Source organism: Peribacillus sp. NPDC096448 (genome assembly GCF_044762675.1).
In the GTDB taxonomy this organism is placed as follows: Bacteria; Bacillota; Bacilli; order Bacillales; family DSM-1321; genus Peribacillus; species Peribacillus frigoritolerans_B.
Genome location: NZ_JBIWEU010000008.1, coordinates 55,789 through 82,785 on the forward strand (window position 1 = coordinate 55,789; position 26,997 = coordinate 82,785).

Annotated in this window: 27 protein-coding genes, 1 tRNA gene, 1 pseudogene and 1 riboswitch; of the genes and pseudogenes, 25 read left to right on the forward strand and 4 right to left on the reverse strand. The window is 44.0% G+C overall.

Going from position 1 to position 26,997, the window contains the following annotated elements; translation table 11 throughout:
- Positions 1–188 precede the first annotated feature (188 nt).
- Positions 189–1,481, reverse strand: coding sequence for an NCS2 family permease (locus tag ACIQ0C_RS14810; RefSeq protein ID WP_403061209.1), 1,293 nt, complete (start codon positions 1,479–1,481; stop codon positions 189–191).
- 295 nt (positions 1,482–1,776) lie between these two features.
- Here ACIQ0C_RS14810 and ACIQ0C_RS14815 point away from each other — a divergent pair, with 295 nt between their 5' ends.
- Genes ACIQ0C_RS14815 through ACIQ0C_RS14825 form a run of 3 tightly spaced genes read left to right on the forward strand, consistent with a single transcriptional unit; the run spans position 1,777 to position 5,523 of the window.
- Positions 1,777–3,378 (forward strand): DEAD/DEAH box helicase, encoded by a 1,602-nt coding sequence (locus tag ACIQ0C_RS14815; RefSeq protein ID WP_403061212.1) that lies wholly within the window; start codon positions 1,777–1,779, stop codon positions 3,376–3,378.
- 15 nt (positions 3,379–3,393) lie between these two features.
- Positions 3,394–4,302 carry a phosphotransferase gene (locus ACIQ0C_RS14820; RefSeq protein ID WP_403061215.1) on the forward strand — a complete coding sequence of 303 codons (909 nt, stop codon included), beginning with the start codon at positions 3,394–3,396 and terminating at the stop codon, positions 4,300–4,302.
- A gap of 33 nt (positions 4,303–4,335) precedes the next feature.
- Positions 4,336–5,523 (forward strand): class I SAM-dependent methyltransferase, encoded by a 1,188-nt coding sequence (locus ACIQ0C_RS14825; protein WP_403061217.1) that lies wholly within the window; start codon positions 4,336–4,338, stop codon positions 5,521–5,523.
- A gap of 103 nt (positions 5,524–5,626) precedes the next feature.
- Here ACIQ0C_RS14825 and ACIQ0C_RS14830 read toward each other — a convergent pair whose 3' ends face one another.
- The gene (locus tag ACIQ0C_RS14830) at positions 5,627–7,177 is read right to left on the reverse strand and encodes an ABC-F family ATP-binding cassette domain-containing protein (protein WP_402835586.1); all 1,551 of its coding nucleotides are present in this window, start codon (positions 7,175–7,177) and stop codon (positions 5,627–5,629) included.
- Between the two features lie 211 nt (positions 7,178–7,388).
- Here ACIQ0C_RS14830 and ACIQ0C_RS14835 point away from each other — a divergent pair, with 211 nt between their 5' ends.
- A complete protein-coding gene (locus ACIQ0C_RS14835) occupies positions 7,389–9,581 on the forward strand; it encodes a DNA topoisomerase III (protein ID WP_403061220.1) in 2,193 nt (730 codons plus the stop codon).
- A gap of 208 nt (positions 9,582–9,789) precedes the next feature.
- Here ACIQ0C_RS14835 and ACIQ0C_RS14840 read toward each other — a convergent pair whose 3' ends face one another.
- A complete protein-coding gene (locus ACIQ0C_RS14840) occupies positions 9,790–9,954 on the reverse strand; it encodes a hypothetical protein (protein WP_158226120.1) in 165 nt (54 codons plus the stop codon).
- A 464-nt stretch (positions 9,955–10,418) separates the two neighbouring features.
- Positions 10,419–10,492 (reverse strand) — tRNA-Arg (locus ACIQ0C_RS14845).
- A 184-nt stretch (positions 10,493–10,676) separates the two neighbouring features.
- On the opposite strand from ACIQ0C_RS14845, the gene ACIQ0C_RS14850 reads away from it, so the two are divergent.
- From ACIQ0C_RS14850 to ACIQ0C_RS14945, 21 genes and pseudogenes are all read left to right on the forward strand, one after another.
- Positions 10,677–10,895: a hypothetical protein gene (locus ACIQ0C_RS14850; protein WP_403061223.1), complete on the forward strand. Its 219-nt coding sequence runs from the start codon at positions 10,677–10,679 to the stop codon at positions 10,893–10,895.
- A 43-nt stretch (positions 10,896–10,938) separates the two neighbouring features.
- Complete coding sequence (locus ACIQ0C_RS14855) at positions 10,939–11,496, forward strand: polysaccharide deacetylase family protein (RefSeq protein ID WP_403061226.1); 558 nt, start codon at positions 10,939–10,941, stop codon at positions 11,494–11,496.
- Positions 11,497–11,602: 106 nt separating this feature from the next.
- Positions 11,603–11,777, forward strand: a riboswitch (cobalamin riboswitch).
- Positions 11,778–11,956: 179 nt separating this feature from the next.
- Positions 11,957–12,922: an ABC transporter substrate-binding protein gene (locus tag ACIQ0C_RS14860; RefSeq protein ID WP_483878363.1), complete on the forward strand. Its 966-nt coding sequence runs from the start codon at positions 11,957–11,959 to the stop codon at positions 12,920–12,922.
- Positions 12,885–13,940: a FecCD family ABC transporter permease gene (locus ACIQ0C_RS14865; RefSeq protein WP_403061229.1), complete on the forward strand. Its 1,056-nt coding sequence runs from the start codon at positions 12,885–12,887 to the stop codon at positions 13,938–13,940. Before ACIQ0C_RS14860 ends, ACIQ0C_RS14865 begins: the two co-directional genes overlap by 38 nt.
- Before the next feature lie 6 nt (positions 13,941–13,946).
- Positions 13,947–14,696, forward strand: a pseudogene (locus ACIQ0C_RS27275) (heme ABC transporter ATP-binding protein); the annotation flags it as partial.
- Between the two features lie 87 nt (positions 14,697–14,783).
- Positions 14,784–15,419 (forward strand): adenosylcobinamide amidohydrolase, encoded by a 636-nt coding sequence (locus ACIQ0C_RS27280; RefSeq protein WP_483878364.1) that lies wholly within the window; start codon positions 14,784–14,786, stop codon positions 15,417–15,419.
- Complete coding sequence (cbiB, locus tag ACIQ0C_RS14875; protein WP_403061236.1) at positions 15,416–16,381, forward strand: adenosylcobinamide-phosphate synthase CbiB; 966 nt, start codon at positions 15,416–15,418, stop codon at positions 16,379–16,381. Before ACIQ0C_RS27280 ends, cbiB begins: the two co-directional genes overlap by 4 nt.
- A complete protein-coding gene (gene cobD, locus ACIQ0C_RS14880) occupies positions 16,356–17,429 on the forward strand; it encodes a threonine-phosphate decarboxylase CobD (protein ID WP_403061239.1) in 1,074 nt (357 codons plus the stop codon). The genes cbiB and cobD overlap by 26 nt, the downstream gene beginning before the upstream one ends.
- On the forward strand, positions 17,402–17,977 hold the full coding sequence (locus tag ACIQ0C_RS14885) for a bifunctional adenosylcobinamide kinase/adenosylcobinamide-phosphate guanylyltransferase (RefSeq protein ID WP_403061242.1): 576 nt from the start codon (positions 17,402–17,404) through the stop codon (positions 17,975–17,977). The genes cobD and ACIQ0C_RS14885 overlap by 28 nt, the downstream gene beginning before the upstream one ends.
- On the forward strand, positions 17,974–18,765 hold the full coding sequence (gene cobS / locus ACIQ0C_RS14890) for an adenosylcobinamide-GDP ribazoletransferase (RefSeq protein ID WP_403061245.1): 792 nt from the start codon (positions 17,974–17,976) through the stop codon (positions 18,763–18,765). The genes ACIQ0C_RS14885 and cobS overlap by 4 nt, the downstream gene beginning before the upstream one ends.
- Positions 18,723–19,340 carry a histidine phosphatase family protein gene (locus ACIQ0C_RS14895; RefSeq protein ID WP_403061248.1) on the forward strand — a complete coding sequence of 206 codons (618 nt, stop codon included), beginning with the start codon at positions 18,723–18,725 and terminating at the stop codon, positions 19,338–19,340. Before cobS ends, ACIQ0C_RS14895 begins: the two co-directional genes overlap by 43 nt.
- A 5-nt stretch (positions 19,341–19,345) precedes the next feature.
- Entirely contained in the window at positions 19,346–19,720 is a 375-nt protein-coding gene (locus tag ACIQ0C_RS14900) for a bifunctional adenosylcobinamide kinase/adenosylcobinamide-phosphate guanylyltransferase (protein WP_402835607.1), read from the forward strand.
- A gap of 14 nt (positions 19,721–19,734) precedes the next feature.
- The gene (locus tag ACIQ0C_RS14905) at positions 19,735–20,319 is read left to right on the forward strand and encodes a cob(I)yrinic acid a,c-diamide adenosyltransferase (RefSeq protein WP_403061251.1); all 585 of its coding nucleotides are present in this window, start codon (positions 19,735–19,737) and stop codon (positions 20,317–20,319) included.
- A 2-nt stretch (positions 20,320–20,321) separates the two neighbouring features.
- Entirely contained in the window at positions 20,322–20,816 is a 495-nt protein-coding gene (locus ACIQ0C_RS14910; protein WP_403061254.1) for an ECF transporter S component, read from the forward strand.
- Positions 20,813–21,511, forward strand: a complete 699-nt coding sequence (locus tag ACIQ0C_RS14915; RefSeq protein ID WP_403061257.1) for an ATP-binding protein — start codon at positions 20,813–20,815, stop codon at positions 21,509–21,511. Before ACIQ0C_RS14910 ends, ACIQ0C_RS14915 begins: the two co-directional genes overlap by 4 nt.
- A gap of 190 nt (positions 21,512–21,701) precedes the next feature.
- On the forward strand, positions 21,702–21,770 hold the full coding sequence (locus ACIQ0C_RS14920; RefSeq protein WP_403061554.1) for a hypothetical protein: 69 nt from the start codon (positions 21,702–21,704) through the stop codon (positions 21,768–21,770).
- A 384-nt stretch (positions 21,771–22,154) separates the two neighbouring features.
- Complete coding sequence (locus ACIQ0C_RS14925; protein ID WP_403061260.1) at positions 22,155–22,307, forward strand: hypothetical protein; 153 nt, start codon at positions 22,155–22,157, stop codon at positions 22,305–22,307.
- Positions 22,308–22,491: 184 nt separating this feature from the next.
- The gene (gntK, locus tag ACIQ0C_RS14930; RefSeq protein WP_403061263.1) at positions 22,492–24,036 is read left to right on the forward strand and encodes a gluconokinase; all 1,545 of its coding nucleotides are present in this window, start codon (positions 22,492–22,494) and stop codon (positions 24,034–24,036) included.
- A gap of 223 nt (positions 24,037–24,259) precedes the next feature.
- A complete protein-coding gene (gene ybaK / locus ACIQ0C_RS14935; protein WP_403061265.1) occupies positions 24,260–24,736 on the forward strand; it encodes a Cys-tRNA(Pro) deacylase in 477 nt (158 codons plus the stop codon).
- Between the two features lie 87 nt (positions 24,737–24,823).
- The gene (locus tag ACIQ0C_RS14940) at positions 24,824–25,942 is read left to right on the forward strand and encodes a PRK06851 family protein (RefSeq protein WP_403061267.1); all 1,119 of its coding nucleotides are present in this window, start codon (positions 24,824–24,826) and stop codon (positions 25,940–25,942) included.
- A gap of 166 nt (positions 25,943–26,108) precedes the next feature.
- Entirely contained in the window at positions 26,109–26,975 is an 867-nt protein-coding gene (locus ACIQ0C_RS14945; protein ID WP_403061269.1) for a Cof-type HAD-IIB family hydrolase, read from the forward strand.
- Positions 26,976–26,997 lie beyond the last annotated feature (22 nt).

Here is a 26,997-nt window from a genome sequence, read left to right on the forward strand (position 1 = left end):
TGGGGGCAAATGCAGTTGTTTTGACATCCGTTCCCGATAATTGCACAGCAGTTGGAGTCCAAGTGTGATTAAAGGTATGCAGGAAGAAAACGTTATAAAATAATTGCACGTAAACAAATAAAGGAGTGTTCAATTAACTTAATTGAACACTCCTTTTTATTACCCCATGGGTGCCCTTCATGAGATGATCAAGCTAGGAAAATCAGTTGATAAAGAAATAGAGCAGCAAACATGTACACGAACGGATGCACTTCACTGAATTTGCCTCTTGCCATTTTTAAAATGGGGTAGGCGATGAATCCGAGTGCGATCCCGTTGGCGATGCTTGATGTTAAAGGCATGGCGACAATGACCAAAAAGGCTGGGAATGATTCATCAAAGTGTGTCCAGTCAATTTCATTAATGCTCTTAATCATCATGCTTCCCACGATGATCAAGCTAGGTGCCGTGATTGCCGCTACATTTGAGACAGCTCCTATCAGCGGGCTGAAGAAGGCGGTTATTAAGAATAGGATGGCCACTACCAAAGCTGTTAAACCTGTCTTGCCCCCCGCTCCTACACCAGCTGATGATTCAACCGAGGCAGCGGTCGGGCTTGTACCGAACATGGCGCCGACAGTAGTGCCGACGGAATCTGCAAAGAAGGCACTGCCGGATTTTTCAAGCTTATTGTCCTTCAGCAATCCAGCTTGACGGACAATGCCTAATAAAGCACCGGTCGTATCGAATAGCATGACAAGCAAAATGGAGAAGACGACGCCATAAAGCCCGTAGTTAATAACATCGGCGATAGATGTTATCGGATTGGCGACTATTATTCCTTCAGGTAAGGAAGGGGTGGAGACCAGGCCGTCAATTTCCAATTGGCCTGTAAAAAAAGCGATTATGGCTGTCACGATCATTCCGATGAATATCGCTCCCTGTACATTACGGACGATCAGCACGATCGTTATGACCAGACCAACCAATGTAAGTGCCACACTGGGATCCCTGAAGCTTCCAAGGGTAACCAGGTTGGAGTCATGCTGTGTTACGACACCTGACAAACGAAGTCCGATGAAGGTAATGAAAAGCCCGATTCCGGCACTGATTGCATGCTTCAAGTTACTTGGTATGGCCTCGATCAATTTTGAGCGGAAAGAGGTTAGGGATAAAAGGATAAAGATGATGCCCGTAACAAAGACTGCAGAGAAGGCAACTGTGTATGAGATATCATGGGTTCCCAATACCGAGTATGCAAAATAAGCATTCAATCCCATTGCCGGTGCTATGACAATTGGGTAATTGGCTAAAAGGGCCATGCATAGGGTGCCGACTATTATTGCGATTATGGTTGCTGTGAATGCCTGGTCGAATGGAACACCGGCATCAGAAAGGATCATTGGGTTTACAACGATAATATAGGCCAGTGTTAAAAAGGTTGTAAGCCCCGCAAGTATTTCCGTCTTAATATTTGAATTCCGTTCTTTTAATTTAAACATGCGGTCACTCCTTTTTTCTATACAAAAAATCCTTGCAAAAATCTACAAGGAGGAGATGCTTTCCCTTTTTCAAGTAAGTAGCTCGGTGATAATAAATCTTATAAATTATATTAGAAAAATAACTAAAGTACAATAGGATGAAAAATTTTAAGGTACAGGTTTTCTCGAAAATAGATAATGATATACTAACAAATAGCTTAGACTAAGGATAATGACATGAAGTGAACGAAGCTGTTACCATTAAAGTGGATTTATCAGTCAATTAAATGAAGAAATTCAGAAAGTAGGCCCATACATGACAGAATTCATCGACCTTGGCGTCAGCCCGGCGATTAATGAGATATTAAAGCAAATAGGAATATCCGCCCCCACCCCGATTCAGGAGAAATCGATACCAGATATCCTTGCTGGAAGGGATGTCATCGCGAAGGCGCAGACGGGAACGGGGAAGACTTTGGCATTTTTGCTGCCAATCCTGGAAAAAGTCGATCCCGCCGCATCCCACATACAATCACTGATCGTCACGCCAACCAGGGAATTGGCTTTGCAAATCACAGCTGAATTGAAAAAATTCGCTGATGAAATCGAAGGACTTCAAGTACTTGCAGTTTATGGCGGACAGGATGTCGAGCAGCAAATGAAAAAGCTGACAAGAAACATCTCCGTGGTGGTCGCCACGCCCGGCAGGTTATTAGATCATTTACGAAGAGGCACCATCGATCTCTCACAAACTGGAACACTTGTGCTTGATGAAGCTGATCAAATGCTTCATATTGGTTTTTTACCAGAAGTGGAAGAGATCATGGGACAGCTTCCAGAGGAGCGCCAAACGCTGCTCTTTTCAGCGACGATGCCTGAACAGGTGCATCAATTGGCAAAACGCTACATGACTAAACCATTAACTGCCGCTGTGAAGGCTGAGCAAGTAACGGTCGAGAAAATCAGGCAGCTTGTCATCGAGACGACCGATCGTGCCAAACAGTCTTCATTAATCAACATGATCAAAGAAGAACAGCCATACCTTGCGATCATATTTTGCCGTACAAAACGTCGCGTTTCGGTTTTGAATGATGCACTGAAGGCAGCTGGATTCAATTCTGAAGAGCTTCATGGTGACCTTTCACAGGCAAAGCGGGAACGTGTCATGAAAAACTTCAGAGACGCAAAGCTTCAATATTTAGTGGCGACGGACGTTGCTGCACGAGGGCTTGATGTAGAAGGCGTGACCCATGTGTTTAATTATGATGTTCCCGAGGATGCAGAAAGTTACATCCACCGAATCGGCCGAACGGGCCGCGCGGGTGAGAATGGCTTGGCTGTAACCTTCATAGCAACGAAGGATCTTCAGCTTTTAAGCGATATTGAAAAAGGAATCTCCATGAAAATCGAAAGAAGGACGATTGAAGGAGTGAAAATGTTCCAACCCGATGAGGTGAGGCAAAAAAGGAAGCGTCATGAAGACTCTTCTGATGAGGGTACCCGCCGCCCACGTTCGGGAGGGGGAAGGCGCCATCGGGAACGGATCGATACGAGAGGACCGAATCGAGGCAGTCACCGTTCTGTAAATCAAGCGGACAATCGTGAATTCGAGAGGGAGAAACCAAGGGGAGGCCGTTTGGAAAACAGCCGCGGACCCAAACGTGAGGATTCACGGGGAGGCCGTTTGGAAAACAGCCGCGGACCCAAACGTGAGGATTCACGGGGAGGTCGTTCGGAAAACAGCCGCGGACCAAAGCGAGAGAATCCTCGGAGTGGCCGCTCGGAAGACAGCCGTGGACCAAAGCGTGACAATCCACGAAGAGATCAAAGAGACAGCCGTAGATCAACTAGTACACAAGGGGCGAGTAATCTTAGAGGTAGATCTGGAAGTAGCCCCAATAGAGGGAGAAACCGGTAAAAGGGGGATACGGGAGTGGAAAAGCCTTGGTTGGCAGAATATCCAGTTTCGCTGGAGCTGGCAGGGAAATTGATCATGCTGCAGTTTCCGGAAATTGAGTTGAAAGAGATCAAGCAACTTGGGGAGGGTTTCGATAACACGGTCATACAAATCAATGGGCAATTTGTATTCCGTTTCCCCCGCCGCCCTATTGCAGTTACGTTGATTCAGGTGGAAAATCAGCTTTTGCCTTCCATTGCAGGCACTTTTCCCCTTGCTATCCCTGAACCAATCTTTTTTGGGAAACCAAGTACTTTGTATCCTTATCCTTTTACCGGTTATAAAATGGTGAAGGGACACTTGCCTGTCGAAGGAACAAAAGCAAATAAGGTCGAATCGGCAAAAAGGTTTGCCCATTTTTTGAAGGTCCTTCACAGTTTCCCTGTCGAAAGGGCCATGCGTTTAGGTGTGCAGCCTGATGGAATGATGAGGCTTGATGTATCCTACCGAAAGAAATCGCTAATGGAAAATGTCTCGAATCTTTTAAAGCTAGGATACTTTGAACAGGCGCATGCGGTTAAGGATTTTGTTGAAACCTTAGGAGAATTGGATGTTCAGCATCCGATTTCACTCGTTCACGGAGACATTCATATCCGGAATGTTTTACTTGATGACGAAGGGGTTCTCGCAGGTATCATTGATTGGGGAGATGTTCATGTCGGGAATCCAGCCATTGATTTCTCCTTTTTATACAGTTATTTCCCAAAAGAGGTGCGCAGGGCTTTTTTCGAAATCTATGGTGAAATCGAAAAGGAAACAGAGAGCTTAGCCCGGTTCAGGGCCATATATATGCTTGTTACATTACTCGTTTATGGCATAGACCGCCATGATGAAGAGCTGATTGCCATAACGAGTACCGGTTTGAAATTTGCTATAGAAGAATAATTGTCATGCTCTTTTGATGTTTAGGAGGTACATATGAAGGCAAGTTATTATCATACAATCACATTAATGGCGACCATATTGGAACAAGCTAATATTCCCTACCAATATACAGGTCGATCTGCGCTATTCGTACAAGGAGTGGATATCGATGATTATAAGAAAATAGACATGGATGTACAATGGGATGTCTTTAATGAGGCTTTAGAGCTTTTTTCCGGGTACTCGCCAACAAAGCCTGAAAGAAGTCCTGAGACTGCGTTCTTTCTAATGGATGTTGAGGGGGTTTCCGTCACTGTTCGCTGCCGGTTTAACACGACCATTAAAACGGACCCTTATCGTTTGTCCATAAAGATGGGGGATTTGGAGGTTTGGTGCAGGTCGTTATACAGTTATTTATACGAAGAAGAAATGAGAAAGTTCAGTGCAGAGATTCATGCTTACTTATCAGCCGAGCAGAAGGGGTTCACAGCGGAAAATGAACAGGCGTGGAACCAGAATAATTATTTAGCGCTTGTCAATCGTTATGGAGATCCCGTTGAATTGGCATCAAAAATCAAACAAAACCCAAAATGGAGACTGCACCCTTTTTATAAATATATGGGGGAAATATTCGGTAAAAAAATCACTCATTTGATGGGATCGAATGGTGTTAAGGCAGTTGCACTAGCCATATTGGGAGCTGAAGTGAAAGTTGTTGATTTTTCCCAGGAAAACGCAATGTTTGCAAATGAGCTGGCAAGTGGGGCCAATGTCTCCATCGAGTATATAGTTTCGGATGTCCTTTCCCTATCATCCGAGCATGAATCAGGGAATCAGGATTTGGTTTTAATGGAACTCGGTGTGCTTCATTACTTAATAGATCTGCAGCCGTTATTTAAAAAAATTAAAAAGATGCTGAAACCTGGAGGCCGATTCGTACTGCATGAATTTCATCCGATTTCAACAAAGCTCATTACTTCAAATGGTAAAAAACATAAAATCACAGGCAACTATTTCGCTCCGGCAATCGAAAACAATGAGGTGGCTTTTTCGAAGCATATGCCGGATGAGGAAAAAGGGAGCCTTTCAAGAGTTGTACAGCGTAAATGGACAATCGGTGAACTTATAACGTCAATTGGTCAATCAGGGCTCGTTATTAAAGTGCTCGAGGAAGAACCGAATCATAAAATCCATGATATTGGGCTTCCGAAAACATATACCTTGGTGGCGGAACGAGTTTAAGCTGCATGATGAGGGAATGAAAGCTGACTGAAGTAGCCTTTTCAGTCAGCTTTTTATTTATTTCATAATAAAGGGGATGCCGCTTCTGCGACATCCCCGAAAATTAATTTTGGGCCGACCATTCCTCTACATCCCATACTTTTGTAACCCAATCTTCATAGAAATCAGGTTCATGGCATACGAGGACGATCGTTCCTTTATACTCTTTCAATGCACGTTTCAGTTCTTCTTTTGCAACTACATCCAAATGGTTGGTCGGTTCATCGAATAACAGCCAATTGCTTTCGGTAAGCATGAGTTTACAAAGGCGCACTTTTGCTTGTTCCCCACCGCTTAAATGGCTCATCGGACGTGTAATGTGCTCGTTTTTCAAACCGACACGGGCAAGAATCGCACGTACCTGCGGTTGGTCCAGATGCGGAAATGCATTCCATACTTCATCGATCGGCGTCGTATCGCCTGCTTTTACTTCCTGCTCAAAATAAGAAGAAAAAAGGAAGTCCCCAAGTGATCTTTTACCGCCTAGAGGATCGATTTTACCCAAAATCGTTTTTAATAGAGTGGATTTACCAACTCCATTACAGCCGACCACGGCAATTTTTTCTCCCCGTTCGATGGTCATGGATAACTTCGGAAGCAATGGGCGGTCATATCCGATTTCCAGATCTTCACCTTCAAAGACATAACGGCTGCTCGCACGTGACTCTTTAAAGTCAAAGGTAGGTTTCATTGCAGTTTCCGGACGATCAATACGTTCCATGCGATTCAATTGCTTTTGACGGCTCTTTGCCCGGCCGGTCGTTGAATAGCGGGCTTTATTTTTTGCAATGAAGTCTTCCTGCTTTTTAATGAATTCGCGCTGTTTTTCATATGCGTTAATATGTTGGTTTTTATTCAATTCAGCCAGCTCAAGGAATTTTTCATAAGTTGCCGTGTAACGGGTCAGCTTAGAAAATTCAAGATGGAAGATGACGTCGACGACGCCGTTCATGAACTCGGTATCATGCGAAATCAATAGAAATGCATGCGGGTATTCCTTTAAGTAGCTGCTCAGCCAGCGGATATGCTCCACATCCAAGTAGTTGGTAGGCTCGTCGAGCAGCAGGACTTGCGGTTGTTCCAATAGTAGCTTCGCCAATAAAACCTTTGTCCGTTGTCCGCCGCTCAGGGCAGAGACATCACGGTCCAAGCCGATTGCATCCAACCCTAAACCGCGTGCTGCTTCTTCAATTTTAATATCCAGGTTGTAAAAACCGCCAGCTTCCAGCTTGTCCTGGATTTCACCCATTTGTTCCAAGAGTTCTTCCAGTTCTTCCGGAGTGGCCGTACCCATTTTCTCCGTAACTTCATTCAGTGCCTTTTCCTGCTCGAATAAAGGCAAGTATGCATCCCTTAAGACGTCGCGGATCGATTTACCTTTTGAAAGTATCGTATGTTGATCAAGATAGCCATATTCGACACCAGGTGTCCATTCGACCCGGCCTTCATCATGGATGAGTTGTCCTGTAATGATATTCATCATCGTTGACTTCCCGACACCATTCGCCCCGACCAGGCCAACATGTTCACCGGCCATCAGGCGGAAGGATACATCCTTGAATAAGGTACGGTCACCAAAGCTATGTGCTAATTTATCTATAGAAAGTAAGCTCATTTTATATTGAACCTCCCAATTAATTTGAAAAAATCCCTACGTTTCATCATACTAAAATCTGCACGGGATTGCTATCTAATCTATTAATTTACATATATGTGGGTACGGGAATTCCTGAATAGTGAACCAATGGCTCCATGGAGCATTATCGCCCTGTCATAAATTATGTGAGATAATAGAGGAACCAGTTTAAAAGCGAAAGGATGTTATTATGAGTAAAACAGTCGTACTGGCCGAGAAACCTTCGGTCGGCAGAGATATAGCAAAAGTGCTGAATTGCGGGAAAAAGGGGAATGGCTTTTTTGAAGGCGATCAGTATATCGTCACTTGGGCACTGGGTCATTTGGTCACCCATGCAGATCCGGAATCTTATGATGAAAAATATAAAACTTGGCGCCTTGAGGACCTGCCCATGTTGCCGCCTACTTTGAAATTGGTCGTGATCAAGCAATCGGGAAAACAATTTCAATCGGTTAAAACACAATTGAATCGCAAGGATGTCAAGGATGTCATCATTGCAACGGATGCAGGCCGTGAAGGGGAACTTGTTGCACGCTGGATTCTCGAAAAAGCGAATGTGAAGAAGCCAGTCAAGCGGCTTTGGATTTCCTCTGTAACGGATAAAGCGATTAAAGATGGATTTAAAAATCTGAAGGATGGCAAGGAGTATGAAAACCTATTTGCCTCAGCTGTAGCAAGGGCGGAAGCGGACTGGATCGTTGGGATGAACGCGACACGTGCCCTGACGACCAAGCACAATGCCCAGTTATCTTGCGGGAGGGTCCAAACGCCGACACTTGCGATGATTGCCAAAAAGGAAGAGGAAATAAAACAATTCCAGCCTAAAAAATATTATGGCGTTTCAGCAATTGCAGAACCCAATTTGCGCCTCGTCTGGCAAGATGCCCAATCAAAGGATATCCGCACATTTGATAAAAACAAGGCAGAAAAGGTCCTTGCAGCCGTTAAGGGGAAAAGTGCAGAAGTGGTTGAAGTGAACAAGTCCCATAAGAAAAGTTTTGCCCCTTCTTTATATGATTTAACAGAACTTCAACGGGACGCCAATAAGAAATTCGGCTATTCGGCGAAAGAGACGTTATCGATCATGCAGCGATTATATGAAAGCCATAAGGTCTTGACTTATCCAAGGACGGATTCACGTTTTTTATCAACGGATTTGGTTGATACGCTAAAAGAAAGATTACAGGCTGTAAGCATTAAACCATATGCCCAGTATGCATCGAGGATCCTGCGCAGCCCGATTAAAACCAATAAATCGTTCGTGGATGATAGCAAGGTTTCTGATCACCATGCAATCATCCCCACTGAGCAAACGCCGCTGCCGGGAAAACTGAGCGACAAAGAATCGAAAATCTATGATTTGGTCGTTAAAAGGTTCCTTGCTGTATTGATGCCGCCTTTTGAATACGAACAAACGACCATCACCGCAAAAATGGGGCAGGAGACGTTCATGGCAAAAGGGAAGGTCGTCCTGAAGTCAGGTTGGAAGGAAGTTTATGATCACCAATTCGATGAGGAAGAAGCTAAAGATGGCCTAGCTGAGCAGCTGCTTCCGAACGTTCAAAAAGGTGACGGTTTAACCATTTCGGCTGTGAAACTAACAGAGGGTGAAACGAAACCGCCGGAACCATTCAATGAAGGGTCGCTTCTTTCGGCAATGGAGAATCCTGCCCGTTTCATGGCAGGGGAAAGCAAAGAGCTCATCAAGACTCTTGGTGAAACTGGCGGGATTGGAACGGTTGCAACACGTGCGGATGTTATAGAAAAACTGTTCAATAGCTTCCTGATCGAGAAGAGAGGAAAGGGTCTTCATGTTACCTCGAAAGGAAAACAACTTCTTCAATTGGCACCTGAAGACTTGCGTTCTCCAGCTTTGACAGCTCAATGGGAGCAAAAGTTAACTGCGATAGCAAAAGGAAAGCTGCCAAAACAGGCTTTCATCGGTGATATGCGCTCCTACGCCAAAAATATCGTCCATGAAATCAAAAATAGTGATCAAAAATTCAAGCATGATAACGTGTCAGGAACGAAATGTCCTGATTGCGGCAAGCTGATGCTTGAAGTGAATAGTAAAAAGGGGAAAATGCTTGTCTGCCAAGATCGTGAATGCGGCCATAAAAAAGGTGTTTCACGTGTAACAAATGCCAGATGCCCGCAATGTCATAAAAAGATGGAAATGCGCGGTCAAGGAGAAGCACAGACATTCACCTGTAAATGCGGTTTTCACGAAAAACTTTCTTCTTACAATAAACGAAGAGGGCAGAATAAAAATCAAAAAGTATCCAAAAATGAAGTATCCAATTATATGAAAAAGCAAAATAAAGAAGAGCCGATCAATACTGCATTGGCAGATGCCTTGGCGAAACTGAAATTCGATAAATAAAAGAAAAGAGCCCTTCACCTTTAGCTCCATGGTGAAAGGGCGCTTTTTTATGGGGTTATATGCATGGAACAGGTCTGGGTAAATCCCTTGCCGGCAGGACCGTCTTTCCTGACAACAAGGTTGCCGCTTGATGAAGTCTAACATAAAAAGACGGCAGAAAGGGATGGAGCGAGCGCCCCATCCCTTTCCCCATATATCGATGCTTCAGTTAAATTTCATTCAGTACGGTGCCATGTAATTCATATTCAAGTGTTTTGTCAGTGTGTGTGTGTTTATCCGAATCTACTCGTATGAGCGTACTGAATGGCTTTTGATCACCCGGACTGAAAATTGCTTCATCATTCTCTTGATTCCATAGGCTGTAAATACTCATGATCGTATCCTCCTCCTTTGGATGAGAAGACTAGTAATTCCCATATTTGATTATCATCCAACTCTTCAATTGACTCTAACGCTGATCACCGGGACTAAACACCGCTGCGTCATTCTCTTTGTTCCATTGGCTTCTGATTGTACTCATCATGCACTATCATCTCCTTTGGTGAGAATGTCTTACAGTATTTGTATACCCGGATGGGACAGGTTAAAACATATATTTTTAAAAAAGACATGATTATATCCTGAAATCCAGTATTTTTGGTATATATCAAAAAACGTAATAATTCAAACTTCTTATTACTATAACATGCATTGTATTATTCAGATTTTTTGATAGCTACATGGCTTGATAAATCAGTGGTTACTTTGTCCATAAATCACTTGTTCTTATATTAACAGAAAAAAACCCTGCTACAACACGGCTTTAACCGCACTATAACAGGGTCTTCCATACTTTAGCGTCCCAGATAGGAATCGAACCTACGACCTACAGCTTAGGAGGCTGTCGCTCTATCCTGCTGAGCTACTGGGACATATATAAAAGTCGACGACTTATTTATTATATTTCTTATAGGCAAACTTTTCAAGCTAATAGCACATACTTATGAAAAAAAATCATCAAAATGTTTAGCAGGCCGCTAAGTTCCCGAGTTTCCCTTTTTTTCATTAAATGGAATGCTTTATTATCCACTAGTTTAAAATCAGGAGAATGGATGGTTGCATTGTGGGGGTTTGATTTTACCTGGATGTTCAAAAGGGATTTTAGAGGGGATAGGCACAAAGACGGCTGCACTGATTGCGGAAGATGACATTGAAGTGGCCAAAGCAGCTGTAGATGTGACCGGGCAAGATCCGAGGGCCAAATCTTACGGGAGACTGGGTAACGGGCGAGTCCCCGGTCCAGCTCCCGATATTGATGTATCACAGTATTTCTGAAGGTAATGGCCTTCGGGTTCCAAGGGGGGAATTCCGATCACAGGTGGCTTGGCTTCGGGAGAATGGTTACTGTACATTATCCCCTGAAGAAGCATTCCTCTTCTTAACCGGGAATCGGATGCCAAGTGAGAAGTGTGTCTGGCTTACTTTTGATGATGGCTATTCAGATAACTACACGGAGGCTTTCCCGATATTAAAAGAAAATGATATGAAATCAAATGTCTTCATGATCGGGAAGTCCGTTGATAAAGGTCATCACCTGACTGAAAATCAAATGTTGGAGATGAGCAAGGGTGGGATTTCGATCGAAAGCCATACCATCAACCATTTGGAACTGAACCGCATGACGGCAGAGCAGCAAGAAGCGGAAATGGTTCAGTCGAAGGAGTTAATCGACCATATCCCCGACCAGGACACGACAGTGCTTTCCTATCCGGTTGCCCTGTATAACGAAGAGAGTCTCAGGCGATCAGAAGAAGCTGATACAAGATGGCAGTCACTACCGAACATGGGGGGCTTCAAGGGACCGAGGGATGCGTGCCCTGCATCGAGTTCGGATTTCACCCGGGTTATCAGTCGATGGGTTTGCGTCACTGATTGAAAATGCGTCAAAGCATTGAAGGTGGAAGGGTCATTTCGTATTCGTTCAGAAAAATCATATAATAATCGATTCTTACATGGTGTATAATGAAGGCAGTGAAAATTATATACATATGAACGATTTTGGTGTCTTAATGACTTAAAAGGGAAGTTGGTGAAATGCCAGCGCGGTCCCGCCACTGTATATGGGAGCTGACGGCTGTGTACCACTGTATGAGATATGGGAAGGTACCGTTGACGATGACCATGAGCCAGGAGACCTGCCAGAATTCGTACACCTGTAACCTACGCGGATGGGAAGGTGTGTGGCAGACCCTAAGAAAGAGTCCGTATTGATTATTGTTGCCATGCAAGCATCTTCCGTTTAACGGGAGGTGCTTTTCGTTTTGGGGGCATCTTTCAGGATTACGTTTTCTTTATTAGGTGGAAGAAATTAAATGAAAAGATTGTGGGGAATGAAAATGAAGAAGATTTTTGGTCTGATATTGTTGATGTTGCTTGTTGCAGGCATGATGGTCGGCTGCAGTGACACTACTGATGAAGGAAAAGAAAAGCAGCAAACGAACCATGCTCAACACAAAGCTTTCCCGATTACGATTAAAGATGCAACTGGGGAAAAAGTAACGATAGAACAAAAGCCGAAGAAAATCGTTTCGTTGATACCAAGTAATACGGAAGTGGTCTTTGCACTTGGTTTGGGAAAAAAGGTCGTTGGTGTTTCCGACAATGATAACTACCCGGAAGAAACGAAAGAAATTGAAAAAGTTGGCGGAATGGAAATGAACACGGAGCTGATTGTCTCGATGAAGCCTGACCTTGTTCTTGCGCATGCATCAAGTGCCCATAATTCAAATGAGGGTTTACAGCAGCTTAAGGATGCTGGAATAGATGTTCTCGTAGTCAATGATGCACAAAGCTTTGACCAAGTCTATGAGTCTATTGAAATGATTGGACAGGCAACGGGAGAACATGATAAGGCAAATGAAATCGTTGCGGATATGAAAACGAAGCTCAAGGATATCCAGGAAAAAGCCAAATCCGTAAAGGAAGAGGATAGGAAGACCGTTTTAGTGGAAGTTTCGCCTTCACCAGAAATATTCACACCTGGAAAAAATACTTTCATGAATGAGATGCTTCATATTATTTCAGCGGATAATGCTGCTGCTGAATTGGACGGTTGGGCAAAAATTGATGAAGAGTCGATGATTGCTGCAAATCCTGATGTCATCATTACAACGTATGGTTATTATACGAAAGATTCAGTAAGTGAAGTGACGGGCCGAAAAGGATGGCAAGACGTAAATGCTGTTAAAAATGGCCAAGTTTTTGATGTCCATTCTGACTTGGTGACCCGTTCCGGTCCGCGCTTAATAGAGGGAGTAGAGGAACTTGCCAAATCAGTCTATCCGAACCAATTTGACAACTAAATGGACGTTTGCTTATTTGATTGCGTTGTTCATTTTGTTATTCGCAATGACGATAGGCATTTCCTTTGGTTCGGTGTCAGTACCGATTTCCGTACTTTTACAAATAATCGGCAAGGAGATTTTCCACTTGCCGATTTCTGCCGATCCGGATGTGATGCTGACGAATATCGTGATGAACATCCGCTTGCCGCGTGTATTGCTTGCGGGTTTGGTTGGGGCATCACTTGCGATTGCGGGTGCGGCTTTTCAGGGACTGCTCCGGAACCCGCTCGCTGATCCTTACACATTAGGTATTTCATCAGGAGCATCGGTCGGCGCCGTATTGACAATATTCTTGAATATATCACTGCCATTCATCGGTTTATATACTCTTCCGGCATTGAGCATCTTATGCTCAGTGCTCACGATGCTCTGCGTATTGACTTTTGCAAAAAAAATGGATCGATCGATGAAAGTGGAAACGATCATTTTAACGGGAATCATTTTCAGCTCGTTTTTAAGTGCCTTCATTTCATTGATGATTGCGCTGACGGGTGATGAATTAAGACAAATCATCGGCTGGCTGATGGGAAGCGTTTCTATGCGCGGGTGGAATTATATCGCAATCATTATGCCGTTTTTTATCATTGGTTCGCTGACCTTGATCATGAATACAAGTGAATTGAATGCGATGACTTTCGGGGAAGACCGGGCAAAACACTTAGGTGTGAATGTCAAGCGGCGGAAAATGTGGATCCTGATAGCCGGTTCGACATTGACAGGGGCAGCCGTTGCCGTTTCAGGGGCGATTGGGTTTGTAGGATTGGTCATTCCTCATTTAGTCCGAAAGATTTGGGGACCTGACCATAAACATTTGCTTCCGTTGTCATTATTGATAGGAAGCGGATTCTTAATATTGGCGGATTTTGTAGCACGAACGATCATCGCCCCATCGGAACTGCCGATCGGGGTGATCACCTCACTTATTGGGGCACCTGCATTTGCGCTGATTTTATTAAAGAGACGGAGAGAAGGGTAAAAACGGATGCTTGAAGTAAAAGGGTTAACAGGCGGATATCACAACAAAGCTGTTTTGGACGCTGTCTCTTTTGATGTACATAAAGGGGAATTATTCGGGATTCTTGGTCCTAATGGCAGCGGGAAAACGACGCTTTTAAGTATGCTTAGCGGGGTGCTCGATTATAAAGGCGGAAGCGTACGGATTAGCGGTAGGGATTTGAAGGATTATTCGTCAAAACAACTTGCACAGGTCATTGCCGTGCTCCCTCAACATTCCTCATTAGCTTTCTCCTATACAGTAAAAGAGACGGTCTCACTTGGGCGATATGCCCATCAATCAGGATGGTTCCATAGTTGGTCCGCAGAAGATGAATCGACTGTCCAGCGGGTAATGGAACAAACGGGAGTAGCTGATTTTCAGGATCTTCATTTTGATCGATTATCAGGAGGGGAAAGACAAAGGGTCCTCCTGGCACAGGCCCTTGCCCAAGAGCCGGAAATCCTTTTTTTGGATGAACCTACGAACCATTTGGATCTTTCCTATCAAAAAGATCTTCTTGATTTAATGAGGAAAATGGCAAAAGAGCAGAAGTTGACCGTTATTTCAATTTTTCATGATTTGAATTTGGCTGGATTATATTGTGATCGGCTTATGCTGCTTGAGAAAGGGCAGATTCAGGTTGTAGATGTGCCGAATGAAGTGCTCCAACAGGAACGGATTCAGGGTGTATATCATACGACGATCGAAAAACATCCACATCCCGCCCTTCCGAAACCGCAGATGTTCATCGTTCCGGAAAAGCATGGCCATGATACTATCCCGTTGGAAATTGATGATTCTTATTTGACAGTCGGATCTGAGATGATTCAATTGAATTCTCCAATCCCGCTTAGAACGATGTCTTCCGGAGTGACGGGTTCGGGGACGGGCTGGCATAAATATTTTGTGAATAGGCACGTCCATCATGGCTATGATTGCGAGGATCATCATGTTGAAATGGCCGACTATTTAACAACTCATGGTTTTGAACCTCAGGAAACGGTAGGGATGATGACAGCTGTCTTTCTCGATACGGTTGCTTTCAAGCTATTAAGAACTGAAGATTTCTCGGTTTTTATCATTGTGACGGCGGGTGTAGGGAATGCCATCGACGCTTCATTAGCTGACCGGCATTCTTGGAGTTCCGCTCCAGGAACGATAAATACATGGATATTCGTAAATGGGCATTTGGCAGAAGAGGCATATATCCACAGCATAGTGACTGCGACCGAGGCAAAAGTAAAAGCGCTTCATGATTTGCATGTCATGGATAAGGTGACAAATACTTGTGCAACAGGAACATCGACAGACAGCATTTTGATTGCAGCAACCCAAAGAGGAGCAAAGCTTCAATATGCAGGCACCATCACTCCGTTAGGGAAGCTGATCAGTCGCGGTGTATATGATTGTACTGTGGAAGCATTGACGAATAATCGGAAACGGATTGAGGAATTATGATTTATCATCATCTTTTTGCGGTTACGCTGGCATTTTTCCTTGATTTATTAATTGGAGATCCGCCAAATTGGCCGCATCCAGTCAAATGGATAGGAACGATGATCAGCAAGTTGGATCTGGCATTCAATAAAGGGGCATATAAGAAACGGAAAGGAATCTCCATGTTGATCATCGTCTTATCGGCAGTGTTATTGATTACAGGTCTTACCGTCTATTTGGCTTATCTCATCCATCCGCTTGCAGGTATCCTTTGGGAAGCTGTTGTCATTTCCACTACGATAGCTCAGAAGGGCTTGAAGCAAGCCGGGATGGATGTTTGCCTTCCGCTTAATGAACGGGATTTTCCTGAAGCGAGGCTAAAGCTTTCCTATATCGTTGGCCGTGATACTGCTGATCTTGATGAATCCGAAATCGTCAGGGGCACCGTGGAAACCGTAGCGGAAAATACCAGTGATGGGATTACAGCACCATTATTTTGGGCAGCCATTGGCGGAGCGCCGCTCGCGATGGTGTACAGGGCGATTAATACCTGCGATTCCATGGTAGGGTACAAAAATGATAAATATGGGCAATTCGGCTGGGCTTCAGCCAAGCTTGATGATATCGTCAATTGGATTCCCAGCCGCCTTACCGGATTCCTGATGTTGCTGAGCTCGAAATCCGGCCATCATGGATTCGGTGCCAGATGGAAGATATTATTCAATGACGCAAAAAAACATCCAAGCCCGAATAGCGGGTGGTGTGAAGCGGGCGTTGCTGCCATTTTGGGAATACAGCTTGGAGGCCGGAATATGTACAAAGGAATTGTTTCCGACCGTGCGAGGATGGGAGTTCCGCTTGTTCGGTTGGAAGCAAAACATATACCAAAAACGATTACCATCATGCATCGGTCATCTTTTCTATTTCTACTGATGCTATGGCTAGGGGGGCTTATTCTTGACATTACCTTCTCATGGCTCTAATCCTCATTATCTTTATGAATCGTTGGAAATCGATATGCCTGAATCGGTTCTCGACTTCAGTGCTAACATCAACCCATTGGGTCCGCCTTTAGGCATAAAGGAACAGTGGTCTGGATTTTTCGAAGGAATCCTTCAATACCCAGATCCGCATGCCATTGAACTGACAAAATCAATTGCAGAAAAAGAAGCACTTCCTGAGCAATCCGTTTTGATGGGGAACGGTGGTGCTGAAATCATCATGCTGGTAGCGAACGGATTAGCCAATCAAAGGGTGCTAATCGTTCAGCCGGCATTTGCGGAATATGCTGAAGCTTGTTTGGCAGCAGGATGTAAGGTCGATTTCCACCAGCTTGATGCTCCTGAGTGGCAATTGGACTTGGAACGATTGATTCCCCGATTACCCGAATATGATGCAATTTTCTTATGTTCGCCTAATAATCCGACGGGTGTTTCATTTAAGCGGGATGCAGTTAGGGAATTGATCATTGAATGCCAGAAAGCGGATTGCCTGGTTGTCCTGGATGAGGCTTTTTATGATTTTACGGAAGATGCCTTTAGTTATGCTTCTTTAATCAATGTTTATCCACATTTACTCATACTAAGATCAATGACTAAGATCTTTGCAATTCCAGGTTTGAGACTAGGCTATTTGCTTGCGTCACCTGACATCATAAAACGGGTAAGAAATTATAAACCGCATTGGAGCGTCAACCATGTGGCACTTGAAGTAGGGAAAATCTGTCTTGCAGAAGAAGCCTATATGAGAAAAACAAGAGACTATATTGCCTGGCAAAAGCAAAAACTATTCCGGTTTTATGAGGAGCAAGGGTTGGATGTCTCCGATAGCACAGTTAATTTTTATTTGGTGAAAGATGAATCCTTATCCCTTTTCCCCTTTTTGCTGAAAAAAGGAATCGTACCGCGCCATACCTATAATTTTCCGGGTTTGGACGGAAGGTGGCTTCGGTTTGCAGTGAAGAGTGAACATGATAACGAAGCACTGATGGAGGGGGTAAGGCAGTGGAGAAAGCAAGGCTCTGTTTTATAACCGGAGGTGTCCGTTCCGGAAAAAGCAGCTTCGCAGAAAGAAAAGCCCTGGAGTATGCACTCCAGATGGATGGGAACTTGCATTACCTCGCCTGTGGCCGAGTCAGTGATGTTGAGATGGGTGAACGCATTCTTAGGCACCGGAAAGATAGGGAAAGCAGCCCGATTGCGTGGAAGACTTCCGAATACCCAACCGATATTACAAGAATAGGGGCGGATATTGATCAGGATTCCATAATTCTGCTCGATTGTCTGACAACCCTGCTTGATAACGAACTATTTGGCCCTGGCAGTCCGCTTGAAGAAGAATTTTTAGATAGCGTTTTTTCAAAAATAATAAACGGAATCAATGAGATAAGGAAACAATCCAATTGTTTAATAGTCGTGAGCAATGAATTGGTACAGGAACCGATTTTCCAAGATGATTTTCTTCATATATACGGAAAAACACTGGGCCTGCTTCATCAAACGATCGTCGGGCTGGCCGATGAAGCCTATCTTGTAGAAGCGGGAATTCCATTGCGGAAGAAAGGGTGCATGCAGGAATGAGCACAATGATCGGATTTTTGATTAACCTGCAGTTCTTTACGGTCTATCCAATAAAGAAACAGCTTCCGATGGAGAAGAAATATATTCACCGTGCCATTCAAACCTTTCCATTAGTGGGTCTTGCGCTAGGCTTGATATTGGGCGGTGTTTTGTATGCACTTGTGGAATGGACCCCATTGTCATCGCTTTCGATTACCTTTTTCCTTTGGTTTTTGACCATGGCATTAACGGGAGGTTTGCATCTCGATGGCTGGATCGATGCAAGTGATGCTTTTTTTTCCTATCAGGATAAAGAGCGTCGATTGGAAATCATGAAGGATTCCAGAACAGGTGCATTCGGTGTCATCTCCGTCATAGTCCTATTGGCCGCCCGGTTCATATTTATCTATGAAATTGTCGAAAGGGTAAATGAATGGACATACTTCTTGATCATAGCCCTTCCGCTCTTAAGCAAATGTGTGATGGGGTATTTACTCATCCGGATGCCGTTGGCTAAAAAAGAGGGGCTCGGTGCCTTTTTTCAAAGTGCAGTGATGAAAAGCAGTTTGCCCATTTATTGGCTGTACCTCCTTGTAAGTCTGGCGTTTGCCTGGGTCATTGATTTTAAGCTTGTCACCTTATTTTTCATCATGTGTCTGGCTGCGGTGTTTTTCCTGGTTTATATAAAACGTAAAATCGTCAGTTGGTTCGGTGGGATAACGGGGGATGTACTGGGGGCATCCGTGGAAGGGGTTGAGCTTTGGTTATGGCTGATATTGTGGCTATTACACTACTTCGCCATGGGCTGACAGTAGCAAATGAAAGAAAGGCCTATTTAGGCTGGACGGATTCTCCATTAAGTACCGAAGGAGAAAAGGAAATAATGGACCTAAGGGGCTCATACCCGCAGTATGAAAAAATTTACAGCAGTGATTTGCCCCGCTGTGTGGAAACTGTACGTCTGCTGTTTCCAAATGCAGTTCCGATCAATAACCCTTTGTTCCGTGAGATGAACTTCGGCAGTTGGGAAGGGCGGACGTATCATGAGCTGAAGACAGATGGAGATTATCTTAATTGGCTGGAACGTCCCATGGAGGCATTGGTGCCTGGGGGTGAAAGTTATCCGGCATTTTCCGAACGTGTGAATAATGGCTGGAAACAATTGATTGCCTGTAAGGAGAACCGAATTGCCCTAATGACGCATGGAGGGGTAATACGTGATTTATTGGTCCGCTATGCCCCGAAGGGAAAGTCTTTTTTTGATTGGGGAATTTCCCATGGCAGGGGATATGAGCTGGTATGGGAAGACCGGAACAGCTTAAGGAGGGGAGAACGCTGCACTTTGTTACAGGAGGCGCCTATAATGGGAAAACGAAATGGGTAAAGCAATTGTATGGTTTGGAAAATGATGTCCTTTGGCTATCCGGTTATCGAAAAGAACAGCCGGAATTGATTGATTTTCAAGGCAGGACGGTTGTATTGCAAGGGTTGGATGCATGGATTCAACAAGATGCAGAAAAGATGGATTCAGATTCGATTCGAAAAAGATGGAAGGAAATCATGGCTGATTGGCGAATATGGGAGAAAGAAAGGGATGAACACAACTGCATTGTGATCGGTTCTGATATTTCCAAGGGAATTGTCCCGATGGAAGCAAGAGACCGCAGATGGCGCGATGCCTGCGGATGGGTCTTTCAAGATGTAGCATCCATATCAAAGCGCGTTGATATCATCTGGTATGGAATTAACCAGCGAATAAAGTAGAGGAGGTAATTGGGATGAAAATCTATACACGTACAGGGGATAAGGGACAAACAAGCGTAATCGGAGGTCGGCTTGACAAGGATGACATTCGTGTTGAATCTTATGGAACGGTGGATGAAGTGAATAGCTATATCGGTCTTGCGGTGACAGAATTGGATCCTGCGATATTCACGGATATACTGGCCGATCTAGAGAAAATCCAGCATGAGTTATTTGACTGCGGAGGAGATTTGGCAACCGTTTCCGAGAAAGCCCCACAAAAGCTGACGGATGAGGTCATTACCTATTTGGAAGAACGAATAGATGCCTTCATACTTGAAGCGCCGGAACTGGAAAAGTTTATCCTGCCTGGCGGCTCAAAAGCGGCAGCAACGATTCACATTGCCCGAACCGTGACAAGAAGGGCAGAACGATTGGTCGTTTCATTAATCAAGTCGGGTGCGGCCGTTTCACCATTATCACTTCAATATTTAAATCGTTTGTCGGATTACTTCTTTGCTGTTGCACGTGTGATCAATTTCCGTCTTGGTGTGAAAGATGTGGAATATATCCGCAGCGCAAATGTCTTCCGGGGAGGGAAAAGAAAGGAAAAAGAGTAAACATGGACGTAAGAAAAATTAGTGCAATTGCTATATTCATCGCCTTATCAGCGGTAGGGGCAATGATTAAAATCCCTTCACCGATCGGAAGCATCGCTTTGGATAGTTTTCCGGCCCTTTTGGCGGCTGTCATACTTGGCCCGGTATCGGGGGCTATTGTTGCTGGGCTTGGTCATATCATTTCAGCATTCATCGGCGGCATGACACTTGGGCCATTCCACTTTTTGATCATAGTCGAAATGGCTGTCCTGACATGGATGTTTAGCATTTTATATATAAACGGAAAAAAAGTAGGCGCATTTTTCCTCTTCTTTGCCAGTAATGCCTTCGTTTTAGCCCTGCCTTTCGCATTTCTGATCAGCCCTGGTTTTTACACGTTATTGGTTCCGGGATTAACGGTGGCGACGGCGGTAAATGTAGTATTAGCAGTCCTTTTACTGCCGCGCTTGGAACCTGTTTTGAAAAAAGTGATTTTTAAAGATGGACTCGCAGAATGAGTGATTCATTGATTTTACCATTTTCCGAATCAGATTCATTGATTGTCTCAAGTGACAATAGCGGCGGGATCGGGCTGAAGGAAAAAGATCTTGTCCATGTCCCTTATGAGGTCGTTGGATATTATTCCTTTCGGGTTGCCGTCATGGAATGCCTGGGCGTTGGCGGAAGACCCGTATCCGTCGTTCTAAATAATTTCTGCGGTGATGATGCCTGGGAGGACTTGACCAGGGGTGTCAGGAAGGGGCTGAATGAATTGGGAATGGACGATCTTCCCATCACTGGCAGCACAGAAAGTAACATGCCGCTCCTTCAATCAGCACTTGGTCTTATGGTGATCGGTAAACGAGTGAATGAACGTGTTAAAGAGCAACAGCCCTTACGGAAAATCGCTCTGATCGGCATGCCGCTCGTTGGAGAGGAAGTAATGGAACAGCAAGATTGGGTCGCGCCATTATCTTTATATAAAAGCTTATGTGAAATGGAAGGTGTTAAAGCACTTCCAGTCGGCTCAAAAGGGATTGCATATGAATGGGAGCATCTGGTTCAAAGTGGTGAAGGTGTTTCTGTGCATATAAGTAATGAAGTCGATATTGAAAAATCATCAGGACCATCCACCTGCTTCCTCATTGCTTATCCTGAACAATTGGAGGAAGAAATCAAGCATAGATCCGGTCCTCTTTTTATTGGTGGATGATAATTTCATGACTGAATCAGGCATCGAGTTTAGTTCATAATGAACGGGTTCGATGCTTTTTTCATTGAGATCTTACCTTCATGGATTTCCTATCCTTTAGAGTGGATTATTGAATGTATAGGCTTGCTGCCTCGCTATCATAGCCAAAGTAAAATGGAACCCGTTTATTGCGTTACTTCTCGCTTCTGTCATTTTAGGGACCATCGCAGGTATGGATATTCGGGATGTTGCAGATGCTGTTCAGACAGGGGTAGGTTAGAAAGCGCTCATTTTCGGTATTAGGTACCACGCTTGGAAAGATGATGGCCGAGTCGGGTGGCGAATCCCTTTTTGATAAGTTCAGTGAACAGAAAGTCCATTGGGCGATGATGATCGTTGCCCGTAATCTTCGATGTGGGGCTCGTGCTTCCAATCGTTTATACGATTGGAAAAAGAACGGTGTAATTTCTTTTGAAAATCGGAATTGCATGTTATGGTCCCATTTTTGGCTCCTGCATAGCTAAAAGAATGGATGTACAGGGACCCGGGGGCAGTGAAACATTTTTCAATAAACATAACCGCTGGCTCCCAGGTTTCGGCATGACCTTTTCACGATTTTATTGCCGAACTTGTCTTTTTAATGTTGATTGGAGCTTTCGATGCTGTGTTTGGTGAAGATTCAATATTGAATGATTGGATTGATTTCATTGGAAAACCGATCATCGCCCACATGGTTTCATTCTTTACATTAGGTTGCGCTAGAGGTTTTAATAAAGTAGAGCTAAACCAATTCATGTCTGTCCTGGTGTTATATTAAATTGTGCAATCGGTTCAGGCTCATTAACTCCATCACACGTGAATGGTGCAGAGTTTTGGATGATCAGCAGTCACACAGACGATAAAGTCTTGAACAGCTATGGAAATGATTATATCAGTCGTTTCACTTATCCTAATCTTACTATTGAATTCAATTGTTTAAGAGAAAGGAGCATGATGTAAATATGGAACATTCAGGTTATATGATGGGGATCGATATTGGCACGACGAGTACGAAAGTTGTTCTTTTTTCAAAAGGAGGGGAGGTTATCCAATCTTGTTCAAGGGGATATCCTCTGCACAGTCCAACTCCTTCCGTTGCGGAACAAGATCCCGAAGAAATTTATAAAGCGGTCATCATTGCCATAGGCGAGGTCATGATTGCAAGCGGTATTGAAAAGCAAGAACTGGGCTTCATATCGTTCAGTTCGGCGATGCATAGCTTGATCGCAATGGGTAAAGACGGCAGCCCGCTGACGAACAGCATTACATGGGCAGATAATCGAAGTGTTGCCTATGCGGAGAAATTGAAGGCTTCGGAACAGGGGATGCAATTGTATCACAGGACGGGAACCCCCATTCACCCAATGTCGCCCATCACGAAAGTAATGTGGTTAAGAAATGAACATTCAGGGATTTTTAACGAAACGGACAAATTTATAGGAATAAAAGAATACATCATCTATAAATTCTTCAATGAGTATGTGATGGATTATTCGCTCGCTTCTGCAACGGGCATGTTCAACTTGAATGAACTGAAGTGGGACCAAGAGGCACTCACCATTGCTGGAATTGGGGCGGACAAGCTGCCGTCGCTTGTCCCTACAACACATATCCTCTCAGGCTTAAGTGAGGAATTAGCTGCAAAAATGAACATTCATGCTGGGACCCCGTTTGTGATTGGCGCGAGTGATGGCGTGCTTGCCAACTTAGGTCAAAACGCAATCAAGCCAGGCGTTCTGGCAGTGACAATCGGAACGAGCGGTGCGGTAAGAACCGTCAGTGACAGGCCGCTTACCGATCCCAAAGGCAGGACATTCTGCTATGCCCTTACCGAGAATCATTGGGTAATCGGCGGACCGGTCAACAATGGGGGAATCACCTTCCGATGGGCACGCGATCAATTGGGCCGTGTGGAAATCGAAAAAGCGAAGGCTTCGGGACAGGACTCCTATGAGATTCTGACGGATATGGCTTCTAATATTGCACCTGGTTCCGATGGGTTGATATTCCATCCGTATATGGCTGGGGAACGGGCACCATTATGGAGTGCCGATGCAAGGGGCTCCTTCTTTGGACTGGCGCTTCATCACACCCGTGACCATATGGTCCGGGCAGTGCTGGAGGGTGTGATGTATAACTTGTACAGTGTCCTTATTGCTGTAAAGGAATTGACTGGTGCTCCCGAGAAGATTCATGCAAGCGGCGGATTTGTCCGTTCGAAGCTCTGGCGCCAAATCATGGCTGATATATTCAATCAAAATGTGACAATTCCCGAAAGCTTTGAGAGTTCGAGCTTAGGTGCCGCAGTTCTTGGATTATATGCTTTAGGTGAAATCGAAAGCCTTGATGAGGTTGAGGGTATGGTTGGTGAAACGAATGAACTTGTCCCGATCGAAGAGAACGTTAAAGTGTATGAAGAATTGATGTCGATTTATTTATCCGTGAGCAGGCAATTGGAAGGCGACTACAAGAGGATAGCCGATTTCCAAAGACGTCATTTAGAATGATTTTAGGGGAAGCAAGATGAATAAGCACTGTGTTTCAGGTTGTTTAAAAGAGAGCTGATTTCTGAAAACAACTGGAACTTTTTTTCAATAAAAACTGAGGCAAACAGGCTTTTCTTCGAAATTGTCTACAGTCTTAAAGCACAGATGCATAAGCGCTGTGCTTTTCTTCTTGCCTGGTAATTAAAATGGTAAGATGGTAGAAAACGATAAGGGGAATTTTCTTATGGGAGCCAGTAAAACGAATGCAATGCGAATTCTTGATAACAAACGTATAGGGTATGGCATGATGAGCTATGATGCCCGCGATGGAAAAATTGACGGGATCACTGTTGCGGACAAGATTGGAAAAGCGCCAGAAACCGTTTTTAAAACGCTTGTTACCCATAACGGACCGAAGCAACTTTACGTATTTGTCATCCCTGTAGCCACCGAACTGGACTTGAAAAAAGCAGCGAAGGCCGCAGGTGCAAAAAAAATTGAAATGCTTGCGGTTAAAGATCTGCAAAAATACACAGGGTACATTCGGGGAGGCTGTTCCCCAATCGGAATGAAAAAGCAATACCCGACCTTTATCGATGAAAGTGCAACAAACCTGCCTGAAATCATTGTAAGTGGAGGGAAAATCGGTACACAGATCGTTTTAAAACCATCAGAATTCCTGGAAGTCACACAAGCGGAATCAGTAGCCCTGATAAAATAAATTGTTTACCTTTAGGTATTCACCTATTAGGCCTTTTCTTCATACGCTGTCTTGAAGCACATCTTTATTGTGAGGGAGAGTGTGAAAGTGGCAGGAAAAGTGATGAATTATTTTGCTGGAGGCAATACGGCTAAAGGTTTTTATAGTTTATATGATTCCAATTTAACAGGTCTGGAAAGATTATTCATATTAAAAGGCGGACCTGGTTCCGGTAAATCGACCATTATGAAAAAAATCGGCCAAGAATGGCTGGATAAAGACTATGACATCGAGTATTTACATTGTTCGTCCGATAATGATTCCATTGATGGAGTAATCATACCGGCTTTGAAAATCGGTATCGTGGATGGGACTGCGCCGCATGTGATTGAGCCGAAGGCACCAGGGGCCATTGAGGAATATGTCAATCTTGGGGCTGCCTGGGATTCCCAGCAGCTGGCTTCTGAAAGAGCGGCCATCATAAAATTGACGAATGCGAGAAGCAAGAGTTTCGAGAAGGCATATGCCCTATTCGCTGAAGCATTGAGAATACATGATGAATGGGAAGACATTTATAAGTCAAATATTGATTTCGCAAAGTTGAATGGGTTGACCAATAAATTGATAGAAGGCTTTTATAGAGATATTGTCCTTAATAAGAAGTCGGATGTGCGTCACCGATTCTTAGGTGCAGCTACACCAAAGGGTGCAGTTGATTTCATCCCCAATATTACTGAGGGAATACAAAAACGGTACTTTTTAAAGGGACGTCCAGGTTCAGGGAAATCTACGATGCTGAAGAAGATTGCAAAGGCTGCGGAGCAAAGGGGCTTTGATGTGGAAGTATATCATTGTGGTTTCGATCCGCATAGCTTGGACATGGTAATCGTCCGGGAGGTAGGGATCGCCATTTTTGACAGCACATCCCCTCATGAATACTTCCCGAGTTGTGGAGGGGATGAAATCATTGATATATATAAAACGGCCATCCTGCCAGGAACAGATGAAATATATGCCGATCAGTTAAAGGATGTTTCCACCAGGTACCGGTCGAAAATGAATGAGGCGACAGCAAATCTGGCTAAGGCAAAAGAGCTGCATGACGAACTCGAAAAGATTTATGTAAAAGCAATGGATTTTACAGCCATCGATGATATTCAAAAAGACATCAATGAACAGATTACTGAACGGGCACAAGATATCGATAGAAAAACGATTCTACATTAAGAAAACAAGCTGCACCTACCTTAATTAGGTGCAGCTTGTTTATATACATAAAAGGATTTTTTAATCCCTGAAGCCATACCAAGAATATATACGGGTTTGTTAAACGTGTTTATCCACGCTCTTTCGGTTAAAATAGGGATTATATTGAAAAAAGGGGCCGATTGGATTGATAAAGACGATTGCAATTGATATGGACGGAACATTGCTAAACAAAATGCAAAAGGTCAGTGAGGAAAATAAACAAGCAATCCAGAGGGCGCAAAGCGAGGGAGTGGAAGTGATCATTGCTACTGGAAGATCTTATGTGGAAGCGAGGTTCGCTTTAGCTGAAGCAGGCATCGTTTGCCCTGTCATCTGTGTAAATGGTGCTGCCCTCTTCACGGAGGAAGGGAAGATCGCCGCCTCCAATCCAATGTCAGCTGCCACTGCTAAAATGGTCGCTGAATTCCTCGAAGAACAAGAGATTTATTTCGAAATATATACGAGTCAGGGAATTTATTCTAAAGACTATGAAAACGCAATATCTGTTTTGGTTGATGTATTCGTTACAGCCAATCCGGACATTGACCCTGAGAGTATGCGAAAATATGCGGAGCAGCGTTTACAGCTTGGACAGGTAACTTCCATTTCCGATTATTCCGAGTTATTCAGCCGTTCGAATAAGGAATATTATAAAATTCTCAGCTTTTCAAAGGATTTAACTTTATTAAATCAAATTGCTTCCAAATTGGAAGGACAGGGAGTTACAGTCACTTCATCGGGACGTGAAAATGTGGAAATCATGAGTGAAACAGCTCAAAAAGGTACGGCACTTGAAACATATGTGAAAGGAAAATCCGGCTCGATGCAGGAAACGATGGCTATTGGGGATAATTATAATGATGTATCCATGTTTGAACGGGTAGGTTTGTCTGTCGCAATGGGAAATGCCCCTCTCGAAATTAAAAAGCTTTGTGATGAAGTAACAGGCAAGAATGATGAATCCGGTGTCGCGGAGGCCATTTTAAAGGTACTTAAACAGTCAGCCTATTAAACTGATGAATCGAAGGGGGAAA